This window comes from Candidatus Competibacteraceae bacterium (genome assembly GCA_016699715.1).
Classification (GTDB): domain Bacteria; phylum Pseudomonadota; class Gammaproteobacteria; order Competibacterales; family Competibacteraceae; genus Competibacter.
On the sequence record CP065007.1, the window covers coordinates 1,907,222 to 1,925,061 of the forward strand.

Annotated in this window: 13 protein-coding genes and 1 pseudogene; 9 read left to right on the top strand and 5 right to left on the bottom strand. The window is 60.6% G+C overall.

Features of this window, described 5'->3' with window-relative positions; genetic code table 11:
• The first annotated feature begins 5 nt into the window (after positions 1–5).
• Together IPM89_08445 and IPM89_08450 are read left to right on the top strand one after the other, a co-directional pair.
• Complete coding sequence (locus IPM89_08445; protein QQS52968.1) at positions 6–284, top strand: hypothetical protein; 279 nt, start codon at positions 6–8, stop codon at positions 282–284.
• A complete protein-coding gene (locus tag IPM89_08450) occupies positions 281–652 on the top strand; it encodes a hypothetical protein (GenBank protein ID QQS52969.1) in 372 nt (123 codons plus the stop codon). Before IPM89_08445 ends, IPM89_08450 begins: the two co-directional genes overlap by 4 nt.
• Before the next feature lie 75 nt (positions 653–727).
• Here the strand turns inward: IPM89_08450 and hrpA are convergent, their stop codons facing one another.
• Entirely contained in the window at positions 728–4,609 is a 3,882-nt protein-coding gene (gene hrpA, locus IPM89_08455) for an ATP-dependent RNA helicase HrpA (GenBank protein ID QQS55847.1), read from the bottom strand.
• 260 nt (positions 4,610–4,869) lie between these two features.
• Between hrpA and IPM89_08460 the strand changes: the two genes are divergently transcribed.
• From IPM89_08460 to IPM89_08490, 7 genes and pseudogenes are all read left to right on the top strand, one after another.
• Positions 4,870–5,085, top strand: coding sequence for a cold-shock protein (locus IPM89_08460; protein ID QQS52970.1), 216 nt, complete (start codon positions 4,870–4,872; stop codon positions 5,083–5,085).
• Between the two features lie 349 nt (positions 5,086–5,434).
• Positions 5,435–7,885: a PAS domain S-box protein gene (locus IPM89_08465; GenBank protein ID QQS52971.1), complete on the top strand. Its 2,451-nt coding sequence runs from the start codon at positions 5,435–5,437 to the stop codon at positions 7,883–7,885.
• Positions 7,872–8,270: a response regulator gene (locus IPM89_08470; protein ID QQS52972.1), complete on the top strand. Its 399-nt coding sequence runs from the start codon at positions 7,872–7,874 to the stop codon at positions 8,268–8,270. Before IPM89_08465 ends, IPM89_08470 begins: the two co-directional genes overlap by 14 nt.
• Complete coding sequence (locus IPM89_08475; GenBank protein QQS52973.1) at positions 8,267–10,798, top strand: EAL domain-containing protein; 2,532 nt, start codon at positions 8,267–8,269, stop codon at positions 10,796–10,798. The genes IPM89_08470 and IPM89_08475 overlap by 4 nt, the downstream gene beginning before the upstream one ends.
• A 142-nt stretch (positions 10,799–10,940) precedes the next feature.
• The gene (gene typA / locus IPM89_08480; GenBank protein QQS55848.1) at positions 10,941–12,758 is read left to right on the top strand and encodes a translational GTPase TypA; all 1,818 of its coding nucleotides are present in this window, start codon (positions 10,941–10,943) and stop codon (positions 12,756–12,758) included.
• Between the two features lie 97 nt (positions 12,759–12,855).
• Positions 12,856–13,471: pseudogene (locus IPM89_08485) on the top strand (acetate uptake transporter).
• A gap of 50 nt (positions 13,472–13,521) precedes the next feature.
• Positions 13,522–14,070 (top strand): cache domain-containing protein, encoded by a 549-nt coding sequence (locus IPM89_08490; protein QQS52974.1) that lies wholly within the window; start codon positions 13,522–13,524, stop codon positions 14,068–14,070.
• Between the two features lie 76 nt (positions 14,071–14,146).
• On the opposite strand, the gene IPM89_08495 is transcribed toward IPM89_08490, so the two are convergent.
• From IPM89_08495 to IPM89_08510, 4 genes are all read right to left on the bottom strand, one after another.
• On the bottom strand, positions 14,147–14,479 hold the full coding sequence (locus tag IPM89_08495) for a DUF4124 domain-containing protein (protein QQS52975.1): 333 nt from the start codon (positions 14,477–14,479) through the stop codon (positions 14,147–14,149).
• A gap of 11 nt (positions 14,480–14,490) precedes the next feature.
• Positions 14,491–16,374 (bottom strand): MFS transporter, encoded by a 1,884-nt coding sequence (locus IPM89_08500; protein ID QQS52976.1) that lies wholly within the window; start codon positions 16,372–16,374, stop codon positions 14,491–14,493.
• Between the two features lie 230 nt (positions 16,375–16,604).
• On the bottom strand, positions 16,605–17,348 hold the full coding sequence (locus IPM89_08505) for a carbonic anhydrase family protein (GenBank protein QQS52977.1): 744 nt from the start codon (positions 17,346–17,348) through the stop codon (positions 16,605–16,607).
• 51 nt (positions 17,349–17,399) lie between these two features.
• Positions 17,400–17,831: a GFA family protein gene (locus IPM89_08510; GenBank protein ID QQS52978.1), complete on the bottom strand. Its 432-nt coding sequence runs from the start codon at positions 17,829–17,831 to the stop codon at positions 17,400–17,402.
• Positions 17,832–17,840: the final 9 nt, after the last annotated feature.

The following is a 17,840-nucleotide window of genomic DNA, read 5'->3' on the forward strand; positions in this document are numbered from 1 at the left end:
GCGCCATGAAAGCGACGCCGGTCTACTCATTCAAGCAGGCATTCGGCGTTGGCCGTATCGAGGGTGTGATCTGGCAAGTCCCCGAACCCGTGCCACCGAGCGAGCACCGCTACAAATACCGCCTGGTGTATGTGGTGGCCGGTGAACGGGTGGTGGGCTACGACAACGAGCGCGGCAAGGGCGATCACAAACACCTGCGCGGCGCCGAAATCGCATACCGCTTCGTGGATGTATCCACCCTGTTGGCCGATTTCATGAAAGACATACAGGAGATTCAGCCATGACCCTCAACGTCCTGCATATCGAAATCCAGCCGGCGCGGGTTGCACTCGACCGGTTCGGCGCTACGCTCGAAAATGCGCTGGCCGGTCAGCCCATCGAGCCTTATTGCGGGGTCGGTTTCGAAACAATGGCGCAACTCGGCGAAGTCTTCACGCCCAAGCGTTGGGAACTGGTCGAAGCACTCAAGACAACGGGTCCGCTCACCATTTATGCGCTGGCCAAGCAGCTCGGGCGGCATTACCGCAACGTCCATAAAGACGTGACGGTATTGATGGAGTGGACGGTGATCGACAAGGATGAAGATGGGCGGGTCTTCGTGCCCTGGGACGAGATCGACGTGCGCTGGCCACTGAAACGACACGCGGCGTAACCGCGCAAACACCACTCGGCACAGCCAGGAATCCACGAAATGGCGTCCGAGCACCAAAGATAGAGGGAGCAACCTTCACCCCCGCCGCACCCTGCTCCACTGCTCCTCCAGTCGCTTGAGCGACACCGGCGCGACCGTCTTCAACTCCTGGGCGAACTGCGACACCCGCAGTTCCTCCAACAGCCAGCGGAAGCGGATCAGTTCCGCGTCATACCGTTCCCGCCCGGCATCCCGCTCCAGTTGTCGCTTGCAGCCCTCCCATAAGCGCATGATGTCGCCACGCCGCTGGCGATCCTTGTCCGGCGCCTGCCGCAGCTTCTGCACGCGCAGCGCGATGGCGCGCAGATAGCGCGGCAAATGCGGCAGCCACTCCGGCGGGGTCCGGCCGAGAAAGCCGGGATAGATCAAATGCGCCAGTTGATCGCGAATGTCGGCCATCGCTTCGGCCCAAACCGGCTCGTCGCTCAGCGCCCGCCGGACCTCGTGATAGGCGGCCAGAATCGCGGCGGCCATTTCGCCGATCTCCCCTCTCACGGCGCTCAGCCGGGTCCTGCCGCGCTCCAGCAATGCCTCGAACGCCGCCCGGTCGCGCGGCAGCGGCCCATCAGCCAGAAAAGCCCGGTCGAGAATGGCGTTCAATAAATCCTCGCGCAAAGTCTCCTGCGTGCCCAGCCCGACGAAATGCAGGGTCATGCGCTGAAACTGCGGCAGATCGCGCGCCAGGGTTTTGAACACGGGTCCCAGCCGCCAGCCGATCAGCCGCCGCAAGCCAGCCCGCGTCGCCATCTCGGCCCGCGCCGGCGAATCCAGCACCCGCAGCGACAACGATCCATCGGCTTCCGCGACCAGCGCCGGATAACCGCGCAATTGAATCCCATTGCGGACGAAGCTCACCTCCTCCGGCAACTCGCCGAAATCCCAGTCGCGCAGCCGCTCCCGCTCAAATTCCGGGGTGGGCAGCGCCGCGAACCCGGCGCGCGCCTCGCCACGCAATTGCCGCTGAATCGCCGCCCAGTCGCGCCCGATCGCCAGTTCCAAACCCTCGGCGTCCACCACGCGAAACCGCATCCGCAGATGACCGGGAACGGCTTCGGGATGCCACGCCTCCTCGGGCACCCGCACGCCGGTCATGCGCTGCAACTGCTCGGTCATGGCCTCGACCAGCGACCGCGCATCCGGCACGATCGCCTCCAGCAGCGCCCCCGCGTAGTTGGGCACCGGCACGAAATGACGCCGCAGCGCCTTGGGTAGCGACTTTAGCAGCGCCGCCATCCGCTCGGCCCGCAAACCGGGCACCAACCAGTCCAGCCGCCTGGGGTCCACCTGATTGACCGCCGCCAGCGGCACGGTCAGCGTCACGCCGTCGTCGTCCGCGCCGGGGGTAAAACGGTAGCTCAGCGGCAGCTTCAAGCCGTCCAGATCGAGATGATCGGGAAAGCGCTCGCCATCCGCCACCGGTCCCGCCGCCGCCAGCAAGGCCGCCCGGTCGAGAAACAGCAATCGGGGCTGATCCCGCTCGGCCCGCTTGCGCCAGGTCTCGAATGACGGGCCGCTATAAATGCCTGCGGGGATGATCTCGTCGTAAAAGCGGTGGAGCGCCTCCTCGTCGGCCGTCAGATCGCGGCGGGCGCGGACTTCCAATTCCTCCAATTCCGCCAGCAGTTGCCGATTGTGCTGGAAGAAGGGCGCCTTGCAGTGAAACTCGCCCTCGACCAGGGCGTGACGAATGAAAAGCTCGCGCGCCAGCACCGGATCGAGCGGCCCGTAATTGACGCGTCGGCCAACGACCACCGGCAGGCCGTACAGCGTGACCCGCTCGGTGGCAGTCACCTGGGCGGAGCGTTTCTCCCAATGCGGCTCGGCATAGCTGCGCTTGAGCAACGGCCCGGCCAGGCGTTCCACCCATTCCGGCTCGATGCGCGCCACGGTGCGGGCAAACAGCCGGCTGGTTTCCACCACCTCCGCCGCCATCACCCAGCGTGGCCGCTTCTTGAACAGCCCGGAACCGGGGAACAGGTAAAAATTGCGACCGCGCGCGCCGAGGTAGGCATGTTCCTCCTGCTTCAGGCCCAGATGACCGAGCAGGCCGCTCAACAAGGCGCGGTGCAGGCCGTCATAGGGCGCCGGCTCGCTGTTCAGCCGCATCCCCATTTCGGTCACCCGTCCCAGCAATTCCTGATGCAGATCGTGCCATTCCCGCATTCGCACGAAAGACAGAAACTCGGCTTGGCAACGGTTGCGCAATTGGTTCTTGGAAAGCTGATGGGCCTGCTCGTGGTAGTAGTCCCACAACTTGAGCAAGGACAAAAAATCGGACTGTTCATCGCGAAAGCGGCGATGCTTCTCATCCGCCGCTTGCTGCTTTTCCAGCGGTCGCTCGCGTGGGTCCTGAATCGCCAGCGCCGCGACGATCACCAGCACTTCGCGCAGACAACTCTCGCCTTGCGCCGCCAGCAGCATCCGCCCCAGGCGCGGATCGACCGGCAGTTTCGCCAGTTGCCGGCCCAGTGTGGCGATATTCCGCTGCTCGTCCACCGCCCCCAGTTCGAACAGCAGCCGAAAACCGTCGCTGATCTGGCGCGAGTCCGGCGGCTCCACGAACGGGAAATCCTCCGGCCGCCCCAGATTCAGCGCGCTCATCTGCAAGATCACCGCCGCCAGATGGGTGCGCAGGATTTCCGGGTCGGTGAAGCGGGGGCGGCTCTGCAAATCCTCTTCCGCGTACAGCCGGACGCAGACACCCGCCATCACCCGCCCGCAGCGGCCGGCGCGCTGGTTGGCGCTGGCCTGGGAAATCTTCTCCACCGGCAACCGCTGAATCCGGCTGCGCGGGCTGTAGCGGCTGATGCGCGCCGTGCCGGGATCGATCACGTAGCGGATGCCGGGCACGGTCAATGAAGTTTCGGCGACGTTGGTGGCCAGCACGATGCGCGGCCGGCCGTGCGGCTGGAACACCCGGTTCTGTTCGGCGGCCGAAAGCCGGGCGTACAGCGGCAGAATCTCGGTATTGGGCGGATGGTGCTTGCGCAGGCTCTCGGCGGTCTCGCGGATTTCCCGCTCGCCGGACAGGAACACCAGGATATCGCCCGGCCCCTGTTGCCAGATTTCGTCCACCGCGTCCAGGATCGCCTGTTGCAAATCGCGGTCGCGCTCGTCCTCGTCCGCCGCCGACAAGGGTCGATAACGCAGCTCCACCGGCCAGGTGCGCCCGGAGACTTCGATGATCGGCGCGTCGCCGAAATGGTGGGAGAAGCGTTCGGGATCAATGGTCGCCGAGGTGATGATGAGTTTCAGATCGGGCCGGCGCGGCAATAATCGCTTGAGATAGCCCAGCAGGAAATCGATATTCAGGCTGCGCTCGTGGGCCTCGTCGATGATGATGACTTCGTACTGATCGAGCCGCCGGTCGCTTTGCGTTTCCGCCAGCAGGATGCCGTCAGTCATCAGTTTGATCAGCGCGTCCGGCCCGGTCCGGTCGGAAAAACGCACCTTGTAACCGACCTGGCCACCGACCGAAGTACCCAGTTCGGCGGCGATCCGCCCCGCCACCGAGCGGGCGGCGATCCGGCGCGGCTGGGTGTGCCCGATCAGCCCGGCCGCGCCCAATCCGAGCGAGAGGCAGATTTTCGGTAACTGAGTGGTCTTGCCCGAACCGGTTTCGCCGCAGACCACCACGACTTGATGCGCGCGCACGGCGGCGGCGATGCGCTCGCGCTGGGCGTTGATCGGCAGCGCGTCGTCGAAATTCGGCGTCGGCAGCGCGGCGCGGCGCTCGCGCAGGCGGGCGGCGGCGCTCTCCAGATCGGCGAGCCACTGCTCCAAACCGCGTTCCAGCGACTGGCCTTCGCGCGCCCGGCGGCGCAAATCCCGCAGGCGACGGTCCAACACGACGCGGTCGCGAGTCGGGCAATCGGCCAGGCGGGAGCGCAAGGCGGCGAGATCATTTTCCACGATAATTTCCAAGGTTTTGTTTGGCAAAATTCAACCCTGCCGGACATTGAAAATGGCGGGCGTTCCCGTACTAAAGCGGTGGGAGCGCCTATAAAACAAGCTTGCGGAATACATGACGTTAACGTACTTTTCCACACGGGTTGAGGTTGAAAATCTCCCAATGCCCGGAGTTGGGCTCCTTGAATCCGGACCCTCCAAGCGCTGAGGACCCGGTACCCAAGCGACCCGGCAGAGAAGCACTATTTGGCTTTGAGGTTTTGTATTCAATGCGTACCGGTACTGTGAAATGGTTTGACGACGCCAAAGGTTTCGGTTTCATCGCCCCCGAGGATGGTAGCAGCGACGTGTTCGTTCACTACTCGGTCATCGAGGGCAAGGGATTCCGAACTCTGGCGGAAAACCAGAAAGTCGAGTTCGAGGCCAAAGTCGGCCCCAAGGGTCCGCAAGCCACGATGGTCAAAAAAGCCGCCGCGGAAAAATAACACTCACCCCCACCGACTCCAATCAAGACCCCGCCCCGCGCGGGGTTTCGACATTTTTTCCTCGCCATATTCCGTCAAGACGCAAGCTGTTATAACGATCATGGATTGTCCGAAAGTCAGCCTGGACAAGACGCCCGCTTGTCGTGCCCATAACCAATGGAAGCGCTCCTTATCGGGATTGGGGCTTGCGACTCTTTAAAAACTCAGCGCGGTTAGCCTCTACCCCGTTCGCCGTCTTGCCGAGGACACCAACATGATCGCTCTCACCAGGAACGCCGCGCTGCGGGTTGCCCTCATCTATTTTGTCTTCAGCCTGCTTTGGATCCTGCTCTCAGACCGGTTACTGGACATGGTCATCGCCAGCACGGAGACCTTGTCGATGCTGCAAAGCCTCAAGGGCGGATTGTTCATCGTGGTGACCAGCATCGGGCTTTACGCACTGCTTCGGGTCAGTTATCGCCGGCTTGCGGACAGCGAAGCCCGCTACCGTTCGGTGGTGGAAGACATGCCGGGCCTGTTGTGCCGCTTCCAGCCCGACGGAATCCTTGAGTACGTCAACGAGGCCTACGCCAGCGCCTTTGGCCAGCAACCGGAGGCGCTGCTGGGTCGGTCCTTCCTTGCATTCATTCCGGAACAAGATCGCGCGGCGGTAAGGGCGGACATCGAGGCGCTAACACCCGAATCGCCGGTGGTGACTCACGAATATCCGGTCATCGGCGCGGGCGGCGAAATACGCTGGCAACGCTGGAGCAACCGGCTGTTGACGGACAAAGCGGGACACACGATCGGCTATCAGTCCTTCGGACTGGACATCACCGCGTATAAACAGGCCGACCAGGCCCTGCGAGAGAGCGAGGAGCGTTACCGCATGGCGCAACGCCTGTCCGGAATCGGTTTATGGGAATGGAACATCGCGACCCACACGGTCTACTGGTCAAACGAAATGCTGGCGATAAGGGGTTTCAATCCAAGCGAGTTCGGTGGCCTTTTTAATGATGTGGCGACATGGGTGCATCCCGACGACCAGGCGCGCTGGCGGGAAAGTGTGCGCGCCTGTGTCGAGGACGGCAAAGAATACCGTATGGAGTCTCGTATCGTGCGACCCGACGGCGAGGTGCGCTGGATCGCTGCGCTTGGCAACGCCGAACGTGACGAAGACGGCAAAGCGCGCCGCATGATGGGCGTTGTATTGGATATCACGGCGCGAAAGCAGACTGAGGAGGCGCTGCGCGCGAGCGAGGAAAGATTGCGGCTCTTTATCGAACACGCCCCCACCGCCCTCGCCATGTTCGATCGCCAAATGCGCTACCTCGCCGTCAGTCGCCGCTGGACAATGGACTACGGCCTGGAAGGTCGTGACATCATCGGTCAATCCCACTACACGATTTTCCCGGAGATTCCAGACCACTGGAAAGCCGTGCATCGGCGTGGAATGGAAGACGAGGTTGTGCAGGCTAATGAAGATCGTTTTGAACGCCTGGACGGTACGGTGCAGTGGTTGCGTTGGGTCGTGCGGCCCTGGCACACGGACGACGGGGCTGTTGGCGGCATCGTCATTTTCACCGAGGATATTACCGAGCACAAGCAGGCTGAGCAGGCGTTGTGGGAAAGCCGTCAGCGGTTGTTTCGGGCTCTGGAAAACATACCGGACATGGTTGTCATTTATGACCGCGATTTACGTATCCAATATATCAACGTGGCTGCCCGCACGATCACCGGACGCCCGACCACCGATTTTATCGGCCGCCGGGATGACGAGATCTGGCCACCGCACATATACAATACCTATCTGCCTACACTTAAAAAAGCTTTGGCCGAGGGCACTATCGAATCCCTGGAATCGGACCTCACCCTAGCGAATGGGCAGGCCCGCAGCCTCCACATCACCTGTGTCCCCTTGCAGGACGAGCGAGGAGATGTCCGTGAGATCCTGGGCATCACCCGCGATCTCACGGTGCAAAAAACCGCCGAAAGAAGCATTCGGCAAATCAACCAGGAACTGGAAGAACGGGTATGCACCCGCACCGCCGAGCTTACCGCCGCCAACGAGCGCTTACAGGAACTGGACCGCCTCAAGTCGCTGTTCATCGCCTCCATGTCCCACGAGCTACGCACGCCGCTCAACTCCATCATCGGCTTCACCGGCATGATCGTCGGCGACATGGCCGGCCCGATCAGCGAGCGGCAGCGGGATTATCTACAGCGAGCCTATCGCGCCGGTAAGCACCTGCTGGGGCTGATCACCGACATCATCGATATCTCCAAGATCGAGGCCGGCAAGCTTGCCATCGAATACGGCCCCTTCAATCTCGATAAAGTAATGAGCGACGCCATGGCCTCAATGGAAGCAGGAGCGCGGGAAAAGGGCTTGGCGTTGACGCTGGAGATGCCGGAGGGCATTACCCTGCACACCGACCGTAAACGTCTGCTGCAATGCCTGCTCAATCTGTTGAGCAACGCCGTAAAATACACCGAGCGCGGCAGTGTGCGGATAATGGTCCAATGTAATGACGCCCATATCGAGATCACGGTGAGCGACACCGGAATCGGCATCCCCGAATCCGCTCAAAACCAGCTCTTCCAGCCTTTCGTGCGCCTCGATTCGAAATTGAAAAACCACGCCTCCGGAACCGGGCTTGGGCTGTACCTGACCCGCAAGCTGGCCCGGGAGATCCTGGGCGGAGACCTCACGATCAGCCACCGCCAGGATGAAGGCAGCGCCTTCTCGTTGCGGGTCGCCCGCCGGATGTCGCGGGAAAATCACCCTGGAGAGGAAGAAGCACGCCATGACCATTGTTGAACAAGAAGAAGGCCGGCGCACGGCCCTGATCATCGAGGACAACGAAGACAATCGGGTGCTGATCGTCAGTCTGCTGCAATGGGGGGGCTATCACACCATCGCGTGCGCGACCGGACAGTCCGGCCATGAAACGGCTTTAAGGGAACGCCCGGACCTGATCCTGCTGGATATTCAACTGCCGGACATCCACGGGATCGAGGTACTGCGCCGGATCCGCGCCTCGGAGATCAACGGCACTATTCCCATCATCGCCATGACCTCCTATGCGATGGCCGGGGACCGGGAGCGGCTGATGGCCGCCGGATGCACCGGCTATATCGAGAAACCCATTGAGCCGACCCGCGTGATCGACCAAATCCGGGAAATACTCGGAGAGACATCATGAATATCTTGATCGTCGATGACATCCAGGATAACCGGGTGCTGCTGTGCGGCCTGCTGGAGAGTCGAGGCTATCGTGTGGAAGAAGCCGCCAACGGGCTTCAAGCATTTGACAGGGCACGCATCGAACCGCCGGACCTGATCATTTCCGACATTCTGATGCCGGAAATGGACGGCTTTGCCCTGTGCCGAATCATCAAGAGCATCGAAACACTGAAGCACATACCCTTCGTATTCTATACGGCCACTTACCTGAATCAGCACGACGAGGAACTGGGTCTGTGGCTGGGGGCTTCCCGCTATATCCACAAACCGCAGGCACCGAAGCAGTTCCTGGAAATGATCGATCAGGTGATCGCCGAGTGCCGTGACGGCGCCCTGCCCGTCCGGCAACCTCCCGAGGGCTTTGAAATCTTCCTGGAGGCGATGTATCGGGACCGTCTCACCGAGAAGCTGGACAAAAAATCCCAGGATGTGACACGGCTGCGCCGGGAACAGGCCCTGATTCTGGCCTCGGCGAGCGAGGGCATCATGGGCATGGACCTGGAAGGGAAACATACGGTGGTCAACGCCGCCGCCGCGCACATGCTGGGTTACGAAGTCGAAGAACTGATCGGCAGGCACGGTCATTCGCTCTGGCACTATTCCCGCGCGGACGACAGCCCCTTTCCCGAGGAGGATTGTCCGATCCATGCCTGTATGCGCGACGGCCAGACCCGGCATCAAATGGACGACATGTTCTGGCGCAAGGATGGCAGCAATTTCCCAGCGGAGTATTCCAGTAGCCCACTGCTGGAAAACGGCGCCGTCAGAGGTGTGGTGGTGATGTTCCGGGACATTACCGAGCGCCAACAGGCCAAGGAGCGGCAGCGCCTTGCCACCAGCGTGTTCGACAACACCGCCGAAGGCATTATCATCACCGATGCACACGGCAAGGTCATCGAGGTCAACCACGCCTTCACCGAAATTCTGGGCTACACGCGGGAAGACGTGATCGGGCACAACCCAAACCTGTGGAAGTCGGGACGTCACGAAGCCGATTTTTACCGCAATCTGTGGCAGTCTCTCACGGAAACCGGTCAGTGGCGGGGCGAGATCTGGAACCGGCGCAAGGACGGCTCCGCGTTTCCGGAATGGCTGACCATCAGCGCCGTCATCGGCGACAACAGTCATCTGAGCCACTATGTAGGCGTGTTCTCCGACATCAGCGGGATCAAGCACTCCCAGGAACAGTTGCACCACCTGGCCCACCACGACGCGCTCACCGACCTGCCCAACCGACTGCTGCTCAACGAACGACTGGAACAAGCCATCAAACGCGCCGAACGTCATGCCACCCATCTGGCGGTATTCTTTTTCGACCTCGACTACTTCAAGCATATCAACGACAGCCTCGGCCATCCGGTCGGAGACCGGCTGCTGAAAAACGTGGCGGAGCGCCTATCGGACAACCTCCGCAGGGAGGACACCGTGGCTCGGGTCGGTGGCGATGAATTCATTTTGCTGCTGGAGAACATGGGCGAGCCGGAAAAAGCCGCCGTCGCGGCGCGGAAGCTAATAGTGTCCTTGAGCGATCCTTTCGATCTGGAAGGCCGGCAAATCGCGATTTCCGCCAGTGTGGGCATCGCCCTCTACCCGCAGGACGGCACGGACCCCGTTACCCTGCTGCGCAACGCCGATGCCGCCATGTATCGCGCCAAGGAGGAGGGACGCAATACCTACCGCTTTTATACCGAGGAACTCACCCGCAACGCCTTCGAGCGGGTGTCGCTGGAAAACGATCTGCGTCAAGCGATTGCCAGGAACGAATTGCTGCTGTTTTACCAGCCCCAGGTCGATCTGCAAAACCAGCGGATCATTGGCGTCGAAGCCCTGATTCGCTGGCGGCATCCGCAACACGGCATGGTCTCCCCCCGCAAATTCATCCCTTTGGCCGAAGAATGCGGTCTGATCCATCCCATCGGCGACTGGGTGCTGCGCACCGCCTGTCTGCAGGGCAGGACGTGGTTGGAGCGGGGCATCGAATTCGGGCAAATCGCCGTCAATCTGGCCGGTCCCCAAATCCAGCGCGGCGGGCTGGCCGATACCCTGGAAGCCGTGCTGGCCAAGACCGGATTTCCCGCCGCCCGGCTGGAGTTGGAAGTTACGGAAGGCTTCATCATGCGGCAGGCCGAAGCCGGCATCCGTGAGCTGGAGAGCATCCGCCGCCTGGGAGCGACCCTGGCCATCGACGATTTCGGCACCGGCTATTCCTCGCTGAGCTACCTGAAGCGGCTACCGATCCAGAAGATCAAAATCGACCAGTCCTTCGTGCGTGATTTACCCGCCGACACGAACGACGCCGCGATCGCCAACGCGGTGATCGCCCTGGGCAAGAGCCTGAATCTATTGGTCATCGCGGAAGGCGTGGAAACCCAGGAACAGGCTGACTTTCTCCAGAAAGCCGGGTGTCGGGAAGCACAGGGGTATTTGTATAGCCGGCCCGTCGCCGCGGAGGAAATCGAAGCCCTGTTTTCCAGGAAAAACGATTAGGCGGAGGTTGCCATCAGGGCGATGGGTATTGAGGCAGCGCCGAACAATATGGGTGTATGATTCGTCGGCTTTGCCGACCATGTTGGCAAAAACCTAACACTGCTTGGACACTCGGAATATAAAATTGTCAAATCAACAGGATATAGCGACTCTGCGCAACATCGCCATCATCGCCCATGTGGATCATGGCAAGACCACGCTGGTGGATAAACTGCTGCAGCAGTCCGGCACGCTGGGAGACCGCGCCGCGCCGCCGGAACGGGTGATGGATTCCAACGCACTGGAGCGAGAGCGCGGCATCACCATCCTGGCCAAGAACACCGCCCTGTACTGGCGGGACTACCATATCAACATCGTTGACACACCCGGCCATGCCGATTTCGGCGGCGAAGTCGAGCGGGTGCTGTCGATGGTCGATTCGGTGCTGCTGCTGGTGGACGCGGTGGATGGCCCGATGCCGCAGACTCGCTTCGTGACCCAAAAAGCCTTCGCCATGGGCTTCAAACCCATCGTGGTCATCAACAAGATCGACCGGCCCGGTTCTCGCCCGCATTGGGTGCTGGACCGCACCTTCGACCTGTTCGATCGATTGGGCGCAACCGACGAGCAATTGGATTTCCCGGTGATCTACGCTTCGGCGCTGCAAGGCTACGCCGGGCTCGAGGAAACCGTGCGCGACGGTAACATGGACCCGCTGTTCGAAACCGTGATCGCCCATGTCCCGCCGCCGGCGGTGGACCCGGCCGGACCGTTCCAGCTACAGGTCAGCTCGCTGGACTACAACAGCTACGTCGGCGTGATCGGCATCGGCCGCATCCGCCGCGGCAAGGTCAAGACCAACACGCCGGTGGTCATCCTCGACCGGCACGGCCACCGCCGCAACGGTCGGGTGCTGCAAATCCTTGGTTTTCAGGGCCTGGAGCGGATCGAATTCCCCGAGGCGTCCGCCGGCGACATCATCGCCTTCACCGGCATCGACGGGCTGGGCATTTCCGACGTGATCTGCGACCCCGGCGCCGTCGAGTCGCTGCCGCCGCTGAAGGTGGACGAACCGACCATGAGCATGACCTTCCAGGTCAACACCTCGCCCTTCGCCGGGCGCGAAGGCAAGTACGTCACCAGCCGCCAAGTACGCGAACGGCTCCAGCGGGAACTGATTCACAACGTCGCCCTGCGCATCGAGGATACCGACGACCCGGACAAATTCAAGGTATCCGGGCGTGGCGAGCTGCATCTGTCGATTCTGATCGAGAACATGCGCCGCGAGGGTTACGAGCTGGCTGTCTCCCGCCCGGAAGTGATCCTGCACGAAATCGATGGGGAAATCCGCGAGCCCTACGAGCAGTTGACGGTCGATGTCGAGGAGCAACACCAGGGCGCCATCATGGAAAAGCTCGGCGAACGACGCGGCGAGCTGCTCGACATGCAACCCGATGGCAAGGGTCGGGTGCGGCTGGATTACCTGATTCCGGCGCGCGGCCTGATCGGCTTTCAGACCGAGTTCCTGACCGCCACCTCCGGCACCGGCCTGCTCTACCATGTATTCGACCGCTACGGCCCGCAGAAAAAAGGCGCTATCGGCGCGCGCGCCAGCGGTGTGCTGATCGCCAACGCCACCGGCAAGGTGCTGGCCTACGCCCTGTTCAATCTCCAGGAACGCGGGCGGATGATGGTCGGCCCCGGCGACGAGGTCTACGAGGGCATGATCGTCGGCATCCACTCCCGCGACAACGACCTGGTGGTCAACCCGCTCAAGGCCAAGCAGCTCACCAACATCCGCGCCGCCGGCTCGGACGAGAACATCCTGCTCACCCCAGCGGTGCGCATGAGTCTGGAGCAGGCGCTGGAGTTCATCGACGACGACGAACTGGTCGAGGTCACCCCAAAATCCATCCGCGTGCGCAAGAAGCTGCTGCTGGAACATGAACGCAAGCGGGCGTCGCGCAAGGAAATTGGCTGAGTTTATTTTTTTTCCGAACCGGGGCCACCCTTCCAAAGGCAAAAATCTTTTCTATAGTGGTCGAGACCGTTTGTGATACCGCTTCCCTCAATGGGATATGCGTGTTCCACGGCTTGATTCTTTGCAACCAAGAGAGATTAACGGTATGGCAGAACAAAAACTTGGCAACCCGGCGGTCGTCGGCCTGGCGGGCTTCGGTCTGACCACCCTGGTCTTGCAATTTCACAATGTCGGCTGGATGCCCAGCATCGGCCCGGTGGTCTGGCTGGGGCTAGTCTTTGGCGGAATGGCGCAACTGATTGCCGGCCTTCAGGAAATGAAGACCGGTAACAATTTTGGTTACTGCGCCTTTACCTCTTACGGCGCATTCTGGATCGCCCTGTGCCTGATGTTGCTCGGCAACAAATTCGATCTATTCAAGGCTAGCACCACCGATGTGGGCTGGTTCCTGGTGGCCTGGACGCTGTTCACCGCGATTCTGTGGGTCGGTTCGCTGCGCATCCATGGCGCGATGGCCTTCACCTTCACCACCCTGCTGATCGGCTTTATCCTGCTCGATCTGGCCCACTTCGGCTATCCCGAGTCTAACGGTGGTGGCCGGCTACGAACTGATGGTCTGCGCGCTGGCCGCCTGGTACATGATGGCCCGGGTCATCCTGAACGAGATTTACGGCAAGGAACTCCTGCCAGCGGGCAAGCCCTGGGTTGCCTGAAACCCCGGCACCTTTTGCCTCAGCCACCAAATTTCTGGAGGATTTTCAAGATGCGAAAAACAACCGTTGGTTTTGCTAGCCTGGCCCTGATCCTGGGCACCGCGCCGGCGTGGGTTGGCGCCATGGGCCCTGACGCCGCCACTCCCGAGGAAGTGGTCTCCAAGGTACACGAAGCGGCGAAGTACCTACACGACAAGGGTCAAGCTGGTTTTCCGGACTTCAACAACAACGCGCGCTGGGTGTGGAAGGACAGCTACGTGTTCGTCTTCAGTTGCCGGGACAACAAGATGATCGCCCACCCTCTGCGTCCCGATCTGGTCGGCAAGCCCATCCTGCAAATGGAGGATGACAAGGGCAATCTGTTGTTCAAAAAGCTCTGCGAGGCCGGTAACAACGCCAGTGGCGGTTGGGTCGAATACTGGTGGCCGAAGCCGGGCGAAGCCAAGGCATCCCGCAAGATCTCCTACACCCAAACCACCGAGGTATCCTTCCAACCGGACATCCGGGTCGGCGCGGGGATTTATGACGACACCATGAGCGTCGAGGAACTGAACAAACTCGCGCAACAAGTCGCCAGACCAAAGAAGGACGTTCCCTAAGTCGAGTTCTTGCCTTCAAGGAACACCTAACCGCCCCCGGAGCTCAGCCGGCGGGCGGTTTTTTACGGACGGCACACTACTGGTTCCAGGGCGGCACCACATTGGTATCGCCGCGATAGTTTACCGTCTCGTAGGGCCGGCCCTTGGGCGGCTGGTCGGTGATCTGCTCGCGCCCCTGCTCGTCGCGCCAGCGGTAGAGTAGCCCGGTGTATTCCGGCAGGCCGGGCAGCCAACCCCGCGCCCAGGACGGCGCCTCCCGCGGCGTCACGTACCAGTAGAGCACCAGGCCGCCCAGTACGCCCAACACGATCAGCACCCACATCGGCACGGCGCCACGCTGACGCCGCAATCGCGCGGTCGCCGGCCACCGACCGGCGCGGGCGTGATCCCGTATCGAATGCGTCCCCATAAACCCTTTCCTCATGGCCAATCGCCCCGCAAGGCCACCACCCGTTCGCGTAGCAACGCCGAAGTCGCTTGTTCGGGCGGCACCGGCTCGCCCACCACCAGCTCGATCCGCGACCAGAACCGCCGGGGCAAATGGTGCATCGCCTTACCATGGCGGCGGCTGAAAAAACTGCCCCACAAGCCGCGCAGCGCCATCGGCACCACCGGCGCCGGCGTGCGATGAACGATCTGTTCAATGCCACTCTTGAACGGGCCGATCTCACCATCCTCGGTCAACCGCCCTTCCGGGAAAATCCCCACCACTTCGCCCTTCTCCAGATAATGGGCGACCCGGTCGTAGGCTTGCTCCAAAGTCTCCGGGTCTTCCCGTGCCGGGGCGATCGGCACGGCGCCGGCGGTGCGAAACACGAAACTGAGCAGCGGCATCTTGAAAATTTGATAGTCCATCACGAAGCGGATCGGCCGCCGGCAGCAACCGATCACCACCAACGCATCCATGTAACTGATGTGGTTGCAAACCACGACCACCGGCCCTTTATCGGGAATCCGCTCCAAACCCTGAGCGCGCAATCGATACACGATATTCACCAGAATCCACACGACGAAGCGCATCAGGAATTCCGGCACCAGGCTAAAGATGTAGAGCGCCACCGCCGCGTTGAAGAGCGCCGTCAGCAGCAGAAACTGGGGGATGCTCAGCCCCACCCCATCGAGAAAGAAAATGGCCAGCACCGCCGATAGCACCATGAACAGGGCGTTGATGATGTTGTTACCGGCGATGACGCGGGAACGGAAACTTGCTTCGCTGCGCTGCTGCACCAGCGCGTACAGCGGCACGATGTAGAACCCACCGAACATCCCCATCAGCAGGATATCGATCAGCACTCGCCAGTTGGAGGCGCCGCGCAAGAACTCCATGGCGCCGATCAACGGCGCGCCTTCCGCCACCGGTGACACCGCGAAGAATAGATCGATGCCGAACAGGGTCAGGCCGATCGAACCGAACGGCACCAGACCGAGTTCCACCCGGCGCCCCGACAACCGCTCGCACAGCAGCGAACCGACGCCGATGCCCAAGGCGAAGGTGGTCAGCAGTAGCGTCACCACATGCTCGTCGCCGCCCAAAGTCAGCCTGGAGTAATTGGGCAATTGCGCCAGATAAGTCGCGCCCAGGAACCAGAACCAGGAAATCCCCAGCACCGACAGAAACACGGTGCGGCTTCGGCGGGTGATCTCGATGTTGCGCCAGGTTTCGGTAATCGGATTCCAGTTGATGCGCAGCTCAGGTGCGTCCGGCGTGGCCTTGGGGATGAACAGGCTGGACAGAAAGCCCAGCACGGCCAGCAGAACCACCGCGCCGGCCACCAGCCAGGGACCGCGATCCGGGATGGCGATCAGCACCCCGCCAAGTAGAGTACCGATCAGGATGGCAAGGAAGGTGCCCATCTCCACCCAACCATTGCCGCCGACCAGTTCCTCGGGCCGTAGATGCTGGGGCAAGATGCTGTATTTCACCGGGCCGAACAGGGTCGATTGCCAGCCCATCAGAAACAGCAATCCGATCAGCACCGACATGTTGCCCAAAATGAAACCAACCGCCGCGCCCAGCATGATGACGATCTCCAGCAGCTTGATTCCGCGCATCAGATGCGATTTCTCGTACTTGTCCGCCAGTTGGCCGGCGGTGGCCGAGAACAGGAAGAACGGCAACACGAACAAACCGGCGCTGAGATTGACCAGGGTGTTAGCTCGGGCGGGATCGGCTGCCTGGAAGGCAATCAGGATGATCAGCGCGTTTTTGAATACGTTGTCGTTGAACGCGCCCAGAAATTGGGTGATGAAGAACGGCAGGAACCGCCGCTCCTTCAGCAGGGTGAACTCATTCCCGTTGGCCATGCGGCGGGGTTCTCCAGGATCGGATGGTCGAATCAGGTTTCGGCGCTACGGATGAACAGTGAACCCGGCAAGCTCTCGATCAGCGCGGGTCCCAGTCGTTGCACGGTATGCTCAGGCAGAGACGATCCTTCCGGCAAGCCCTCGCGCCTGGTTTGTCAGCCGCCATTGACGACCATCAATCGACCCGAATCGGCGCGGCGGCTCCGAATCGACTGATGGCCTCGCTGGATTTATTCCAGAATCATTCGGGCGTTAACTGCCTGAAGTGGGCGATTATTGGCGTGATGCATCGTATGCGCGAACTTTTCAATCTGCTCCTTGGAAGCAGTATCGGCCTGTTTCATGACCAGCCACCACACGCCCTCGGAGCACGGCGGGGTGGTTAGCGAGCCATTGAAACGATAGTAATCGTGTTGCTGGGGCAACAGGGTATTAGCATCAACCATCGCCTTCAGTGCCTGATGATCACCCGCCTGCTCAGGCATTCGCGCCCAAGCTTTTTCCAGCTCGGCGTTTGCTTCTCCTTCATTAAACATCACCGCGATGACCGCGAGATTACCGTCCTGATCCGCATGCACAAAATGCGCTTCCATGGGATAAGAGTGACCATCGATCGTATTTTCGCTCGGTGAGTGAAAATGAAATTGCTTTAATTCGAATGAGTGGCCACTGACATCGATCATGCTGCCTGGTTTATAGTTGACTTGGATGGTATGGCCATTATTGACTATTTCGTTACCTCCGGCTTTGTAATTGATCTTGATCTCTGCAAGGTTGCCCTCGATCATTCCCGTAAGATTGACGGGAGATTGATTCTTGCCAGTGGAACAGGTAGAAAAATCCTTTGCCAGTTCACCCCAGTGCTCCGGGCCTTCTGGACCTGAATAGGACCAATGCGCCTGGTCCTCGGCAATAGCTGACACCGAAAGGCACATTCCGGCAAGCAGCAATGATGTGGCAATACTTGCTTTCATCTTTGAATTCCTCGCTTCAGGGTGCTGGTTGGAAAATCAGGCGCGCGCGACTTACTTCTGAGTTGGCGCAGGCGGCATTTCTTCAAAAGTAGAGATATTTTCATCCATAAAATCCCATATTGGCTTTCTTTTATTATAGACAATGGCATTCGGTTTAAACCATGAACTACTGTCCAGCGTGCCTGCCGAAACACTAATAATATTTGTAGCTACATTGCTTGTACCAAAAAGGCGGCTGCCATATTTTGGACAAAAATAACGCGTAATGATCGCGCCTGTATCTGCTATTGAATCATAGTGGCTTGTTTCACCTTCGATGTGGACAGTATCTTTGGCAAAAAAAGCATTCGATGAATGCCCTGTCCCCGTCAATCTCCGGCAATGGTCACAGTGGCACTGCCCCATTCTGATTGGGGCAGAAGAAATCGTGTATTTTATGTCGCCGCATAAGCATTGCCCTGTCGCGAAATATTGCTCTGACATTTCATCTTT

Excerpts from the sequence above, each read along its gene's own strand:
- IPM89_08470 (QQS52972.1), top strand. The coding sequence starts at position 7,872 with ATGACCATTGTTGAACAAGAAGAAGGCCGGCGCACGGCCCTGATCATC.
- IPM89_08450 (QQS52969.1), top strand. The coding sequence starts at position 281 with ATGACCCTCAACGTCCTGCATATCGAAATCCAGCCGGCGCGGGTTGCA.
- IPM89_08505 (QQS52977.1), bottom strand. The coding sequence starts at position 17,348 with ATGAAAGCAAGTATTGCCACATCATTGCTGCTTGCCGGAATGTGCCTT.
- IPM89_08500 (QQS52976.1), bottom strand. The coding sequence starts at position 16,374 with ATGGCCAACGGGAATGAGTTCACCCTGCTGAAGGAGCGGCGGTTCCTG.
- IPM89_08475 (QQS52973.1), top strand. The coding sequence starts at position 8,267 with ATGAATATCTTGATCGTCGATGACATCCAGGATAACCGGGTGCTGCTG.
- IPM89_08510 (QQS52978.1), bottom strand. The coding sequence starts at position 17,831 with ATGTCAGAGCAATATTTCGCGACAGGGCAATGCTTATGCGGCGACATA.
- IPM89_08460 (QQS52970.1), top strand. The coding sequence starts at position 4,870 with ATGCGTACCGGTACTGTGAAATGGTTTGACGACGCCAAAGGTTTCGGT.
- IPM89_08490 (QQS52974.1), top strand. The coding sequence starts at position 13,522 with ATGCGAAAAACAACCGTTGGTTTTGCTAGCCTGGCCCTGATCCTGGGC.
- IPM89_08495 (QQS52975.1), bottom strand. The coding sequence starts at position 14,479 with ATGGGGACGCATTCGATACGGGATCACGCCCGCGCCGGTCGGTGGCCG.
- IPM89_08465 (QQS52971.1), top strand. The coding sequence starts at position 5,435 with ATGGTCATCGCCAGCACGGAGACCTTGTCGATGCTGCAAAGCCTCAAG.
- IPM89_08445 (QQS52968.1), top strand. The coding sequence starts at position 6 with ATGAAAGCGACGCCGGTCTACTCATTCAAGCAGGCATTCGGCGTTGGC.